Below are 14,270 nucleotides of genomic sequence, written 5' to 3' on the forward strand. Positions count from 1 at the left end.
TATTTTTGAGATTCTATGCTCTGAGAAAAAAGAGCTATCATCTTGTGAATAAATAAACGACTCATTTATTACATCAGAACTAAAGTTGATTCAATGTATGACTTTTGATCGAATTAGCATTTTTTTACAAACAAATAATCTAGTCGCTCTGCGGAGTCTCCCTTGGCCTGCATCAACTGGTTCGATCCCGCAGGAGTTTCGCACCACGCGTTCCTCAGTTTATACTTGGGTAGAAACAAAATAAGATAGAAAAATAACCTTTTAATAAAGTAAAATATTGAACAGAATAATAATTTCATTATTCTGTTAGCAGTAAGAAAAATCGTTTGACAGTAAAATTAAGAAAGCGTATACTTAAGCCATCAGATGGCACATATGCATTTTTTATGCACATATGTGCAAGCTAAAGGGGGTGATGACAATATCTGGAGACATCAAGAAAGCATGTGCTCGAGAAGCCTTAGACATCATTCAAAATCATTCCGTGATTGGATTAGGCGGGGGCAGCACAATCAGCCATCTTATCGAATTCATAAGGGAAAAGCCGAATTTCAAGATTAGCGTTGTAACTCCATCGACAAGTACAAGATTGCTTTGCTTGAAAAACGGGCTGGACGTGCTTCACACAGAGCTCGTTGATCACATCGACCTTGCCTTCGATGGATGTGATCAAGTCGATGAACAACTCAATGCACTAAAAAGCGGTGGGGGCATCCATACAAAGGAGAAACTGATCGCATCAATGGCGGATGATTACATTCTGCTTGTCGATGAATCCAAATTTGTGCCGGTACTAACTTTTGAAAAGCCTGTTGTCCTTGAAATTCTTGAAGACTCGATGGCATATGTCCAAAAGAAAGCTGAGCTGCTTGGCGGTAAGCCGATTATGCGGCAGAGTGACGCAAAAGACGGATTCACCGTATCTGACAATGGTCATCTATTAATGGATGTGTATTTTGATCATGTGGCGGATATTAGTAAATTAGAAAGCGATTTGCAGGCGATACATGGAGTGATTGATACTTCACTCTTTGTTGACGTCGCAACGAAAGCACTCGTCGCAGGAGAAAACAACATGAAATGGTATAGCAAACCTGCAGAAGAGGTGAAGAATTAATGAAGGAACTAAATTGGGCCATTATTGGTCCCGGACAAATCGCATCCGAATTCGCACAGACACTGCACGCCAACGGTCGAAAGATATATGGTGTCGGATCCCGCAGTCTAGAACGTGCTCAAGCATTTGCCGACAAGAATTATATCGAAAAAGCATACGGAAGCTACGATGAAATGCTGAATGACCCAGCAATCGATGTCATTTATTTAGCGACACCGCATTCAAATCATTACGGCTACCTGATAAAATGCCTTGAGAACGGAAAACATGTGCTCTGTGAAAAAGCAATTACCGTGAGCAGTCGCCAGCTAGATCCCGTCGTTCGCTTTGCTAAAGAAAAGAATCTGATTGTTGCTGAGGCGATGACCATTTATCACATGCCGCTATACCAAAAATTAAAGGAAATTGTTGATAGCGGCGTAATCGGTGAAGTAAAAATGGTACAAGTCTCTTTTGGAAGCCTGAAGCCTTACGATGTCAATGGTCGTTTCTTTAATATGAACCTAGCAGGAGGCGCACTTCTGGATATCGGCACCTATGCCCTGTCCTTTACCAGATTTTTTCTTACAAGCCAGCCTACCGAGGTGCTGACGACAGTCAAGCCTTTCGAAACCGGGGTGGACGAACAATCTGGAATTATTTTGAAGAATCCGGATGATCAAATGGCTGTCATTGCACTGACGATGAGAGCCAAATTACCAAAGCGCGGCATCGTCACCGGCGATAAAGCCTATATTACTGTGGATAATTTTCCAAGAGCTGACAAAGCAACGATCACTTATCCGGATGGACGCACGGAAACCATTGAAGCCGGGAACACCGCAGAAGCTATGGTCTATGAATATGATTATATGAATGCAGTGGTCAATGGAGAGCTTGAAGAAAAGACACTTCCGCTAACTGAAGGCGTAATGAAGATCATGACCGATGTACGAGATCAGTGGGGGATCCGCTATCCGTTCGAATAAAAAAGAATAGTTGAGAAATCCCTTTTAAGGGATTTTTACAATTGTTTTAAAAAAAGAGAGCGTTTTCTTTTTAATTTTTGAAAGTCTGCATTACAATGGATTTGTGATATTAATCATTATCAAACATTGAAGGGATGATAGGTCATGAGTATTCAGGAAAACGTCTTGGAGCAAGCAGTAGATACAGATTACAAACTATACATCGGCGGTAAATGGGTAGAGGGTTCTGAAAGCCGAAAAATAGCAAGCTATAACCCTAGCACCGGTAAAAAGCTTACCGAATTCACAGATGCAAGCCACGCTGATGTCGACGCTGCTGTGGAAGCGGCTACAAAAGCATTTGAATCCTGGAAGGAAGTCAGCGTTCAGGAAAAAAGCACATTGCTTTTGAAAATTGCTGATCTCATTGATGAAAACGCCGATCATCTTGCACTTGTTGAAACACTCGATAACGGCAAGCCGCTTCGCGAAACAAAAGCGATTGACGTTCCTGCCAGCTCTGATCACTTCCGCTATTTTGCAGGAGTTATCCGTTCTGAAGAAGGCACAGCTAACGCGCTCGACGAAAATACATTGACCATCAACTTGAAAGAACCAATCGGTGTTGTTGGACAGATCGTTCCTTGGAACTTTCCACTGTTGATGGCCGCATGGAAAATCGCTCCTGCTATTGCTGCCGGGAATACGGTTGTGATTCATCCATCTTCATCAACTTCGCTAAGTCTGCTCGAATTAGCAAAAATTCTGGATCAAGTGCTCCCTGCCGGTGTCGTTAACGTCATTACAGGCCGCGGTTCTGACTCCGGTGATTATATGCTTCACCATCCGGGATTTGCAAAGCTCGCATTTACTGGTTCGACTCAAATCGGCTATGAAGTAGCAGCAGCCGCTGCAAAACGATTAATTCCGGCGACTTTGGAACTCGGAGGAAAATCTGCGAATATCTTCTTCGATGACGCTCCATGGGAACGCGCGATCGAAGGTGCTCAGCTGGGTATTCTCTTTAATCAAGGTCAGGTATGCTGCGCAGGATCTCGTATCTTCGTTCAGGAAGGCATCTACGACAAATTTGTTAGCGCTTTAAAAGAAGCGTTTGAAAAAGTTACTGTTGGCCTCCCTTGGGAGGACGGCGTACAAATGGGTGCTCAAGTTAACAAACGCCAACTGGAAAAGATCCTAGAATATGTCAAGATCGGTCAAGATGAAGGCGCAAAACTTGTTACCGGGGGACATAAGCTAAGCGACAACAATTTGGAAAAAGGTGTATTTATGGCACCTACCCTACTTGCTGATGCGAATAATGACATGCGGATTGCTCAGGAAGAAATCTTCGGACCAGTTGCCACTGTCATTAGGTTTAAAGATGCTGACGAAGCAATTAAACTGGCAAATCAATCTGAATATGGTCTAGGTGGCGCCGTATGGACCCGTGACATTAATACAGCACTTCGCGTTGCGCGCAATGTACGTACAGGACGTATGTGGGTAAATACGTACAACCAGCTTCCTGCAGGTGCACCATTCGGCGGCTACAAAAAATCAGGTATCGGTCGCGAAACCTACAAGAGCATTCTTGATGCGTATACACAAACGAAGAACATCTACATCAGCACAAAAGAAACTGTTGACGGATTGTATTGATTCGTAGCAACAAATCGTATAATTTTATCAATACGGAGTGGAGAATTTAGAATGAAATTCTCCACTCTTATTTATTTATATTAAAACTACCTTTTTACTTGTATTTATGCTTGACAAATCCATTTAACGAGACTAAACTGAACTCAATTAAATAAATCTTATCAAGAGTGGCGGAGGGACTGGCCCGACGAAGCCCGACAACCAGCACAGATTGTGTGTATGGTGTTAATTCCAGCAGATTAAGTTCTGGCAGATAAGAAAAGAATCGGCGAAAAGGCTGCATTCCCCATCTACTCTGCGGGAATGTAGCCTTTTAATCTGCGCACCTCCTTTCTAAGATTTTATTTAATGAAAACAAAGAACACAGGGAGAGATGGAACATGGCAGAAGAAAGGCAATATGGATTTGAAACGTTGCAAGTACACGCAGGACAGGTGCCCGACCCAACAACCGGTGCGCGCGCTGTCCCGATCTATCAGACAACTTCGTTCGTATTTAAAGATGCGGACGAAGCAGCGGACTTCTTCCAATTAAAAAAACCGGGTAATGTGTACGCACGTATTATGAACCCTACAGAAGACGTTTTTGAACAACGCGTTGCTCAGCTTGAAGGCGGTTCAGCAGCACTCGCAACATCATCCGGTCTGGCAGCTATTACTTACGCAATTCTGAACGTTGCAAACAGCGGAGACCATATTGTCGCTGCCTCCACTTTGTATGGCGGTACTTATGAACTGTTTGCTGTTACCTTGAAAAAACTTGGTATCGACGTTACTTTTGTTGATCCGGATGATCCGGAAAACTTCCGTGATGCAATTCAGGAGAATACAAAAGCACTCTATGGCGAAACAATCGGTAATCCTAAAATTAATGTACTGGACATCGAAGCTGTTGCCGACATTGCACATGAAAACAAAATTCCTTTAATTGTTGACAACACATTTGGCACACCTTATCTTGTTCGCCCGATTGAATTCGGAGCAGATGTTGTCGTGCATTCCGCTACAAAATTCATTGGCGGCCATGGCACAGCTATCGGCGGCATCCTCGTTGACGGCGGAAAATTTGACTGGCGCGCAAGCGGCAAATTCCCTGATTTCACGACTCCTGATAAGAGCTACGGTGGTCTGGTCTATGCAGACCTCGCTCCTGCCTCATTCGCTGCAAAAGCGCGTGTTCAATTGCTGCGCAACACAGGTGCTACGGTTAGCCCGCAAAACGCATTCCTGTTCCTGCAAGGCCTTGAATCCCTCTCCCTCCGCGTAGAACGCCATGTTCAAAACGCACGCAAGGTTGCTGAATACCTGAACAACCATCCTAAAATTACTTGGGTAAACTACCCTGAACTTGAAGGAAACAAATACAATGCCCTTGCCAAGAAATACCTGCCAAAGGGTGCCGGTTCCATCTTCACCTTTGGTGTAAAAGGCGGAAAGGACGCAGGAAAAGCATTGATTAATAATGTCAAGCTGTTCTCTCTGCTGGCAAATGTTGCCGATGCAAAATCACTGATTATTCATCCGGCAAGCACAACACACGCCGAACTGACTCCGGAAGAACAAGCCGTTACCGGTGTAACGCCTGAATTGATCCGTGTTTCAATCGGTATTGAAAGTGTTGACGATATTATCTATGATCTTGATCAAGCACTGGCTAAGATTCCCGTTCCAGTAACAAGCAATTAACAAATAGATAGAGCATCATATATGGGGGTTATTTAGGATAAAGGAGTCTGCAAATCAACTTTGCAGGCTCCTTTACTTTGTTTATAATTAACCCTTTTATTTGCTTTAACTAAATCTTCCTTTTTTAATCATCGTCTCTACACCACCGATTTTCACTAATGACCGGTTTTCAATGACTTTCTTCATAATTGATGCAGGCCGTCCTTTCAGATTTCTGCCCATGATTTCTCCGACTGCATCGTCTCGTCCCAGTGAACAAACCGTACCCATAAATTTAAAAACAAACGGTTTCGTTGGACTACCTTCAATCAGCGCATAAAGATTATGTGCAGCACAATCTGCTTGCTGCATCGCTATTTGTGCGGTTGTCGGATACGGACGCCCTGTCTCAGGATCAATAACCGCAGAACAGTCACCGATGATGAGAATCTCGGAATTGCCCGCAACCGTCAGATCCGTATTGACAACAACACGTCCGCGATGCTGTTCGAATCCCGAACGACCGACTACAGAGCTACCACTTACTCCGCCGGTCCAAATAAAGGTACCTGCCTGGAGCGTATGCGTCTCATTTCCATCTTTATAAAAAATACGCTCACCATCCAATTCACTCACTCTGCCAATCACAAATTCTACCCCGCGATCAATCAGCTTGTTAGCGCCATACTCCGCAAGATGACGATTGAACATAGGTAATGCGTTGGGTGTCGGTTCAATACAGATCACACGTACCAACCCACGGTCGACTCGATGGCGGGCAATTAAATGGGGTACCCGATTTGTCAGTTCTCCCAAAAATTCAAAACTGGTAAATCCGGCTCCTCCCACCACAATAATCAGACGTTCCTTTCGCCGGTCATCCCCCCACTTCTTAAATTGATCCTCAATATGATGGCGAATTTTCTTAACGGATGGAATATCCGAGATCGCTAGCCCATATTCATCCATTCCCTGAATACCAAAGAACTCCGGTTCAAACCCTAAACCGATCAGCAGATAATCATAGGACACGGGCTCGCTATCCTGTAAAATTACGCGCTTTGATTCCCGTTCCACGCGGACAACTGTATCCTGAATGAATAGCGTTCTTTTCCGATCGATGACCTGATCGATTGAATAACAGATTTCATCGGCATCAGCCGTACCAGCCGCAACCTCATGAAGTGAGGTTGTTTCACAATGGTAGTTATTCTTATCTATGATAATAAGATCAGCATTTGGCTTCAACTTCTGAAGCTTTTTTAACGTGCGTAATCCCCCATAACCCGCACCTAAAATGACGATTTTTTTCTTTTCCAATACCATCATCCCCCTTGCCGGCGGCATTGATTAACAAGCCATACTATAAGAATCATTCTTGTCACATTTTATTCACATTTCCTCTTTTATTGTAACCTAAAATGTAAACGCTTTCAATAATGTGGAAAATAAAAACCATCCGCACCTTTGGTTACGCGTTGCCTGGTGGGATGGCTAGGTCTTTAAATAGAGGGCGTACGGGAATTGAACCCGCGATCATGGAATGAGAATCCATTGGCTTAACCACTTGCCCAACGCCCTATAATCATCGTGCAAAATTCCCGCGAAATATTTCCGCACATTTAGCACGACAAGAAGTATAACATATTTCAACAATAGATTTCAAGTCCTGATTATAGTATACAGAAAGCTTATAGACATTCTGGTTAATGGGATTCTGCGATAATCTTTACCCCTGAGCTGGCACCAATTCGCGTGGCACCGGCAGCAATCATTGCTTCAGCTTCAGCCTTAGAATGGATGCCTCCCGCTGCTTTGACACCGATATTCTTGCCTACAGTCTTACGCATCAGCGCGACATCTTCCGGAGTAGCTCCTCCTGTAGAAAAACCGGTAGAGGTTTTCACAAAATCCGCACCTGCTCTGACAGCCAATTGGCACGCTCGAACCTTTTCATCTTCAGTTAACAGGCACGCTTCAATGATCACTTTGACAAGAGCGCGCTTCGCGGCTGCCTCCACCACAGCACGAATATCAGCTTCCACTAATTCCTCTTGTCCGCTCTTCAATGCGCCGATGTTGATGACCATATCAACCTCATCAGCCCCTTTATCGATCGCATCCTTTGTTTCAAATGCTTTAACTTCCGGAGTTGAAGCGCCAAGAGGAAAACCGATCACGGTACATACTTCTACATCTGATTCTTTTAACTGGTCTGCGGCTAGCGCAACCCAGCATGGATTGACACATACCGAAGCAAAACCAAACTTCTTTGCCTCATCAGTTAGTTTTAAAATATCTGCTTCTGTTGTTTCAGGCTTTAACGCCGTATGATCAATATATTTTGCGAGATCTGTCATGATTTTTTCTCCTTTTTGCCTTGATTATCAGGAAATTATCCGGTGAATCAATTGTGGTCTGTCCGCGTGCTGCGCGATTTTAATATGGTGATACAACGTTTCTTCAATCCGGCTGACATCCTTGGAATCCGAATGGATCGTCAAAAGTGGCTCACCTTTCGCTACTCGATCGCCGACCTTTTTGCACAGCACTATGCCTGCCGCATGATTAATTGAATCCTCTTTCGTCGCTCGTCCGGCGCCAAGCAGCATCGCTGCAAGCCCGATCTGATCCGCCCTTAATTCAGCAACAACACCGGACTCTTTGGCCAGAAGGTCGATTTGGTATTTGGCACGCGGCAATTGCTCTGGGTGATCTGCAATCGCCGGATCTCCGCCTTGATTTTCTATAAACTGTTTGAATTTAGCGAAGGCCTTCCCTTGCGCCAGCGCTTGCTCAAGCTGCCCTCTGGCATCTTCCAGATTTTCAGCCTTTCCGGCGAGCAGCACCATTCGGCTGCCAAGCGCGAAAACTAGCTCCTCTAAGTCGTTTGGTCCATGCCCCTGCAAGGTGTCAATTGCTTCTTTCACTTCAAGAGCATTGCCAATGGCGAAACCGAGCGGCTGAGACATATCGGTAATAACAGCCGCTGTCTTTCTCCCGACATGCGTTCCGATTTGAACCATCGTTTCCGCGAGCCGGATCGCATCTTCCTCCTTTTTCATAAAGGCACCGGATCCGCAAGTCACTTCGAGGACAATCGCATCTGCTCCCGCTGCAATCTTCTTGCTCATGATCGAACTTGCGATCAACGGAATGGATTCAACAGACCCGCTAACATCACGCAAAGCGTAAAGTTTCTTATCTGCCGGAACCAAATCACCTGTCTGACCGATGACCGCAATCTGGTCACGATTGACGAGCTGAACAAAATGATCACTAGTCATCTCAACTGAAAAACCGGCAATGGATTCAAGTTTATCGATCGTACCGCCGGTGAACCCGAGACCGCGACCGGACATCTTGGCGACCGGTACGCCAACGGAGGCAACAAGCGGTGCAAGGACGAGCGTGGTTGTATCGCCGACACCACCAGTTGAATGCTTATCTACCTTGACACCAGTGATTGCCGACAAATCGACGGTTTCTCCGGAGTCAATCATCGCCCGTGTCAGTTCGGCAATTTCTACATCAGTCATGTCCTTAAAATAGATGGCCATGGCTAGTGCGCTTGCCTGATAATCCGGTATCGAGCCACTGACATAGCCTTCTATGAAAAAACGGATTTCTTCGGGGGAAAGCGCATAGCCATCCCGCTTTTTCGTAATAATGTCTACCATCCGCATGACGGCTCACCTCGATCTCATTTTAAAGCATCCAGAAAACTCGTACCGACCTTCGGCATCGTCGTTTTAAAATTATCGGTTATTGTTGCCCCAAGGTCTGCAAACGTTTCACGTACAGGAAGCTCTTGACCAGCGGCAAATGCCGGTGAATAAACAAGCAACGGTACATATTCGCGTGTGTGATCCGTTCCTCTAAAACCAGGGTCATTGCCATGATCGGCGGTGATGATGAGCAAGTCATCTTCTTTGAGTTTAGATAATGCTTGCCCCAGCTGCCGGTCGAATGTTTCAATCGCTTTCCCGAAAAGGACAGGTTCGCGTCGATGCCCGTATTTAGCGTCGAAATCAACAAGATTGGTAAAGCTGAGTCCGTGAAAATCACGATCCAAAATTGAAATGAACCGCTCCATGCCGTCATCATTGCTAACCGTATGCCAGCCCTCTTTAATGCCCTGCCCACTGAAGATGTCGTTAATTTTACCTATCGCGAGCGTATCCAGTCCGGCTTCAGCTAGCAAATCTAAAACCGTTTTTTCCGGTGGAACGAGTGTTAAATCACGTCGGTTCGCCGTTCGTTCGAAATTTTCGGCATTGTCCCCGAGAAAAGGGCGAGCGATGACTCTGCCAAGGTGGTACGGCTCGTCAATGGTTAGCTTTCGGCTGTATTCACAAATCTTATATAATTCTTCCAATGGGATGACTTTCTCGTGCGCAGCGATTTGCAATACGGAATCTCCTGATGTGTACACAATCAGTTCCCCTGTCTTCATCTGACGCTCACCGAGTTTTTTAATAATTTCCGTGCCGCTTGCCGGTTTGTTCCAAATCACTTTGCGCCCACTGAATGCTTCAATCTTACTGATTAATTCTTCTGGAAAACCGTTAGGAAATGTGTGTAATGGAGTCAGTACCGGAAGCCCCATCATTTCCCAATGACCGTCCATACTGTCCTTACCGGCAGAAACCTCATGCATCTTGCTATAGTAAGCCGCCGGTTGTGGTTGAACGGGAACACCTAGGATCGGGCGCTCAGGGCGAATATTGGACAGCCCTAATCGAGCGAGGTTTGGAGCATTCAATCCGCCCATCGCTTCCGCTGTATGGCCCAAAGTATCGCAGCCTTCATCTCCGTATTTCGCTGCATCGGATGCTTCCCCAATGCCCACTGAATCTAACACAATAATATGAACACGTTTAAATTTTTCAGTCATCATTGTCCTCCTGAATTAACGCTAGTGCATGGAAAGAAGATACGTCATCTTCCTTATAGCCTGTCTGTTGTCTTGTTTCATTTTACCCCATCGAAAAAAAAGCCGCAAAAAAAACCTCGAGATGAGGGGAGAATCACCCTTATCTCGAGATTGAATGCTATAAATAGATTAATTTTGGTATTTTCTCGACTCTTCTTTAAGATGGACAAGATCCACAAGCATCGAATGATAGGGCGCTTGTAGTCCGTGTTTTTCAGCAAGACGGACAATGGCTCCGTTAATATAATCAACTTCTGTCGGCCTGTTGGTAGTCATATCCTGATGCATCGATGGGTAGTGCAGAGGATTACCGACTTGAGAAACATACATAACCTGATCAACAAGCTCATCGCGTGTCACTTCCATTTTAAATCCTTCAGCGTCAATGGCTTCATACGCTTCATAAATCAGTTTGCGCGACATTTCTTTTGCATTCTTATAGGCTGCGAATTCGCCCATTTTCATGTTCATCAGTGTACACAGCGTGTTCACTACCGAATTAAAGACAAGCTTGGTCCAAACCGTACCCATATAATCTTTTTGAACAGTTGGATTCATGAGCGCTTTTTCCATTTCAGCAGCAACTTTATAGATGAATTCATTAGGTTCGCCTTCTACACGAACAATATGAACATGGCCGGCGCCACGTTTTCCGATAAAGTCAACCTTTCCAGGACCTTTCATGACCGTAGCGATCATTGCCGTACCTGCGATGATTCGTTCACGCGGCACAAATTGAGCGATATATTCAGCACCACCAAAGCCGTTTTGGTTGGTCATTACATAAGTATTTTTGCTAATGAAGTGCTTGCACCTTTCCATGGTCTCAACCGTATGCATATCTTTGATAAAAACAATTGCCAGCTCGGGTTCTTCATGATATTCCTCAGGATAGCTGACGCTAATCTCTGCAAAACGCTCATCTTTACCATCACGCCAGACCGTAACGCCGCCGTTCTTCTTAATCGCTTCAACGTTAGGCTCCCACGTGTCTACGAAATGAACATCATTTCCGGCCTCTTGTAAAAGCACGCCGTACCTTAACCCCATTGCTCCTGCTCCAATAACAACAATTTTCATCCTTCTCGTCTCCTTTTTCTGTGTAACGGACAAAAAGCGCCTTCCTTTTCTTCGAAGTATCCAGTCCAATTAAAAAGCCCCATCCAGTTGATTCTGAATGGGGCTTTACCCAAGTCCCATTCAGAACGAAGAGGACTCAAGCACATGCGATCGATTAAACGATTGATGTACCCGAGTCCTAACTAATCAAAATGACGACTAATTCATTCGCTTTTGAACGGAACATATAAAGACCTTCTTGAAAGACTATTTTTTGTGAGTGTCGTTAGTTTACACGATGAACATTCTGATGTCAATAGAAGATTAAGAATATTTTCATTTAATTAGGCAAATATCAACGTTTCAAATATTCGAGCGTAAGAAAAACCGGGCAAAAAGCTCCCGGTTCGTACTCCCGCAAGACGCGGTGACTGGGCACTAACCTTGACTACGCTCCGATTGCTCGCATCAACAGGTGCGGCCGCGGGCGATCCGTGAGCCTCCTCAGACAGGCGGTAATCTGCGGGGTATCACTTGGCTCGCAGTTCTCGCAGAAGTCTCGCATCTGCGCGTTTGATCATCAACTTAGTTTTGCCAAAAATCGTATACTTTCTTTACTTGCAAAAAAAACAGCCTTGCTTGTTTCAGCAAGACCGTTTTTTATCGATTAATAACTTATTTTGCAGCTGGTTCAGGAAGTTCAACTTCAGCGCGTCCGAGGCTTTCACCTTTAAGTGCTGCATTGAAGTTGTCATAGCTTGTAGAAATCATGTTTGAAACGGCTACATCAGTCATCGCTGCAACGTGAGGTGTGATCAATACCTTTGGATACAGTTCAATCAATTCCTTGATTGTTTCATCAGGGAATTCACTGCCGTCGGAGAAGTCTTTACCGAAGAAGCGAGCTTCGTCAGTCAGAACGTCTGCGCCGAAGCCTTCGAGTTTGCCGCTCTTAATTGCTTTTGTAACTGCAGCTTCGTCAACGATTTCACCGCGAGCGGTATTGATCAGGATCGCGCCGTCTTTCATTTTGCTGATGAATTCTTCGCCAACAAAGTTTTCATTCTTTCCTGGGAAGTAAGGAAGGTGCAGGCTGACGATATCCGATTCAGCAAGCAGTTCATCAAGTTCTTTAAAATCAACTAATTTCTTAGCACGATCACTTTGGAAGATGTCATAGCCGAGCAATTTAGCGCCAAGGCCTTTGTACAACTCAGCTTCAACACAACCGATGTTACCAGTTCCGACGATACCAACGGTGCATTTGTGAACTTCGTGGCTGAACATTGTTTCTGTAACAGTAAAGTTCAATTTAGCAGTTCTGCCGGTTGTATAAACCGTGTGGCGAAGCAAAGATGTGCCAAGGTATACAGCAAGTTCGGCAATCGCATTAGGTGAATAAGCAGGAACGCGGGCAACCTTAAGGCCAAGATCAGAAGCAGCCTGAAGATCAATGTGGTTAAATCCGGCAGTACGTGTGAATACATATTTGATGCCATATTCATTGAATTTTTCAAGGTTCGCACGGTCTGCAAGGCAGTTAACGAACAACAGTACACCGTCATGACCCTTCGCAAGATCTCCATTGTCGGCAGTCAGCAAGTCATTGACCAACGTTAATTCGTAACCGTAATTATTCAGTTCACTGTACAAATGTTCTTCGTAAGGTTCAACACCATACGCAATGATTTTAAAAGCCATGCTCAAACATCCTCCTAAAGAAATTTATTCTACACCTGATGTTTCTGAACACCAGGGCTGTAACCTGATACGCATTGGAACCTGTTTCGTGATTGTTTTCACAATATTGAAAAAAAGTTTCTTCACGTCGTTCTTACATCATGCCAAGTATTCCTTAGTTTAACCATTGTAAAGCGAACGATTCTGAAATCTTTTTTCACCCTAGAATTATAACATTGCACCTTGTCAGCGACAATCCACTAAAGTGCGGAAAAAGTGATCTTTTTGTGAAATAGCAATCTGCTAATCGATTTCAATCTCCGCTAACAGCAAGCCCATCTTTTGATTGTTGCTATACCTATACCCATTCTTCAATATCTGAAACCCCAACCGTAAAAAGCACTTATTTCGTTCATTAAGCAAATGAACTCTATGCTTATTGTGTGCATACGATACAAAATATTAGCTTCGAAATACAACTTGTGCTATTTTTGATCAGGAATTGAGGAGGAATTCTTTAGCTTTAGACCTCTCACACTACAGTAATTTGTAAAAAAAGTGACAACCTATTTATCGCCACTTCTCTTGTAACCTTATTTATAAATCCGTATTCCATCGTCGTTAAAATTGAACTAAAAAAAGACCAGACCGGCTATTACCTGTAACAGAAAGGAGGGCATCTGTCACTTGGGTAGGCGTCTGACCCACACAACTCGTTTCTTTAGTTAATAAAGACAAGACTTTCGATTTTCAGACAGTCAACAAAGACGACTTCACACGGAATAGGTGGCGAGACGATCTCATTAACCTCAATGATTGCGCAGCATTTCTCCTCACTAAGCCCAAGAAATTTCCCTTCAATGATGTCCCCTGAATCAGTAACCACCCTGACCATTGTCCCTGACCCCGCTTTCTTTAACAGCTGACAGATACCACTCTGACAGGAATCGTGATCATGAGGTTCTTTTTTAGAGCATGTGCACTCCTCTTTTTTATCGGGATGTTCTTTTTCAGAACATTTACAGTCCTCTTGTTTATCTTGAAGTTCTATTTTGTTAACAGACTTTTTTTTATGGCCCAATCTTTTCACCCCTCATTATTTTCTCACTTGTACCATATTCTGTTGGAGCGTCACTTGGCAGTGCTTAAACCTAATTCGATCGAAAATAATGAAGTAGCCTGAATTCCGTCATCACTGAATACAA

11 protein-coding genes, 1 tRNA gene and 1 riboswitch are annotated in these 14,270 nt (G+C 44.3%); of the genes, 4 read left to right on the top strand and 8 right to left on the bottom strand.

Translation table 11 applies throughout. From position 1 onward, the window contains the following. The first annotated feature begins 415 nt into the window (after nucleotides 1–415). From rpiA to P343_RS27965, 4 genes are all read left to right on the top strand, one after another. Complete coding sequence (gene rpiA / locus P343_RS27950; RefSeq protein WP_023510137.1) at nucleotides 416–1,117, top strand: ribose 5-phosphate isomerase A; 702 nt, start codon at nucleotides 416–418, stop codon at nucleotides 1,115–1,117. Next, nucleotides 1,117–2,085, top strand: coding sequence for a Gfo/Idh/MocA family protein (locus P343_RS27955; RefSeq protein ID WP_023510138.1), 969 nt, complete (start codon nucleotides 1,117–1,119; stop codon nucleotides 2,083–2,085). The genes rpiA and P343_RS27955 overlap by 1 nt, the downstream gene beginning before the upstream one ends. A gap of 144 nt (nucleotides 2,086–2,229) precedes the next feature. Then, the gene (locus P343_RS27960; RefSeq protein WP_023510139.1) at nucleotides 2,230–3,726 is read left to right on the top strand and encodes an aldehyde dehydrogenase family protein; all 1,497 of its coding nucleotides are present in this window, start codon (nucleotides 2,230–2,232) and stop codon (nucleotides 3,724–3,726) included. 155 nt (nucleotides 3,727–3,881) lie between these two features. Then, a riboswitch (SAM riboswitch) is annotated at nucleotides 3,882–3,986 on the top strand. Nucleotides 3,987–4,106: 120 nt separating this feature from the next. Then, entirely contained in the window at nucleotides 4,107–5,411 is a 1,305-nt protein-coding gene (locus P343_RS27965; RefSeq protein ID WP_023510140.1) for an O-acetylhomoserine aminocarboxypropyltransferase/cysteine synthase family protein, read from the top strand. Nucleotides 5,412–5,516: 105 nt separating this feature from the next. Here P343_RS27965 and P343_RS27970 read toward each other — a convergent pair whose 3' ends face one another. From P343_RS27970 to P343_RS28005, 8 genes are all read right to left on the bottom strand, one after another. Beyond that, complete coding sequence (locus tag P343_RS27970; protein WP_023510141.1) at nucleotides 5,517–6,710, bottom strand: NAD(P)/FAD-dependent oxidoreductase; 1,194 nt, start codon at nucleotides 6,708–6,710, stop codon at nucleotides 5,517–5,519. A gap of 189 nt (nucleotides 6,711–6,899) precedes the next feature. Continuing rightward, nucleotides 6,900–6,971: transfer RNA gene (locus tag P343_RS27975), tRNA-Glu, on the bottom strand. A gap of 125 nt (nucleotides 6,972–7,096) precedes the next feature. Continuing rightward, nucleotides 7,097–7,750, bottom strand: a complete 654-nt coding sequence (gene deoC / locus P343_RS27980) for a deoxyribose-phosphate aldolase (protein ID WP_023510142.1) — start codon at nucleotides 7,748–7,750, stop codon at nucleotides 7,097–7,099. 27 nt (nucleotides 7,751–7,777) lie between these two features. After that, nucleotides 7,778–9,076 carry a pyrimidine-nucleoside phosphorylase gene (locus P343_RS27985; RefSeq protein ID WP_023510143.1) on the bottom strand — a complete coding sequence of 433 codons (1,299 nt, stop codon included), beginning with the start codon at nucleotides 9,074–9,076 and terminating at the stop codon, nucleotides 7,778–7,780. A gap of 17 nt (nucleotides 9,077–9,093) precedes the next feature. Further along, nucleotides 9,094–10,287, bottom strand: a complete 1,194-nt coding sequence (locus tag P343_RS27990; RefSeq protein ID WP_023510144.1) for a phosphopentomutase — start codon at nucleotides 10,285–10,287, stop codon at nucleotides 9,094–9,096. Between the two features lie 168 nt (nucleotides 10,288–10,455). Next, entirely contained in the window at nucleotides 10,456–11,406 is a 951-nt protein-coding gene (locus tag P343_RS27995; RefSeq protein WP_023510145.1) for a ketopantoate reductase family protein, read from the bottom strand. A 654-nt stretch (nucleotides 11,407–12,060) separates the two neighbouring features. Further along, entirely contained in the window at nucleotides 12,061–13,086 is a 1,026-nt protein-coding gene (locus P343_RS28000) for an NAD(P)-dependent oxidoreductase (protein ID WP_023510146.1), read from the bottom strand. Nucleotides 13,087–13,786: 700 nt separating this feature from the next. Then, on the bottom strand, nucleotides 13,787–14,146 hold the full coding sequence (locus P343_RS28005) for a hypothetical protein (RefSeq protein WP_023510147.1): 360 nt from the start codon (nucleotides 14,144–14,146) through the stop codon (nucleotides 13,787–13,789). Nucleotides 14,147–14,270 lie beyond the last annotated feature (124 nt).

The sequence above is a fragment of the Sporolactobacillus laevolacticus DSM 442 genome, from assembly GCF_000497245.1.
In the GTDB taxonomy this organism is placed as follows: Bacteria; Bacillota; Bacilli; order Bacillales; family Sporolactobacillaceae; genus Sporolactobacillus; species Sporolactobacillus laevolacticus.

Bases quoted from the DNA above. Each gene is read 5' to 3' on its own strand.
- rpiA (WP_023510137.1), top strand. From the start codon at position 416: ATGACAATATCTGGAGACATCAAGAAAGCATGTGCTCGAGAAGCCTTA.
- P343_RS27955 (WP_023510138.1), top strand. From the start codon at position 1,117: ATGAAGGAACTAAATTGGGCCATTATTGGTCCCGGACAAATCGCATCC.
- P343_RS27960 (WP_023510139.1), top strand. From the start codon at position 2,230: ATGAGTATTCAGGAAAACGTCTTGGAGCAAGCAGTAGATACAGATTAC.
- P343_RS27965 (WP_023510140.1), top strand. From the start codon at position 4,107: ATGGCAGAAGAAAGGCAATATGGATTTGAAACGTTGCAAGTACACGCA.
- deoC (WP_023510142.1), bottom strand. From the start codon at position 7,750: ATGACAGATCTCGCAAAATATATTGATCATACGGCGTTAAAGCCTGAA.
- P343_RS27985 (WP_023510143.1), bottom strand. From the start codon at position 9,076: ATGCGGATGGTAGACATTATTACGAAAAAGCGGGATGGCTATGCGCTT.
- P343_RS27990 (WP_023510144.1), bottom strand. From the start codon at position 10,287: ATGACTGAAAAATTTAAACGTGTTCATATTATTGTGTTAGATTCAGTG.
- P343_RS27995 (WP_023510145.1), bottom strand. From the start codon at position 11,406: ATGAAAATTGTTGTTATTGGAGCAGGAGCAATGGGGTTAAGGTACGGC.
- P343_RS28000 (WP_023510146.1), bottom strand. From the start codon at position 13,086: ATGGCTTTTAAAATCATTGCGTATGGTGTTGAACCTTACGAAGAACAT.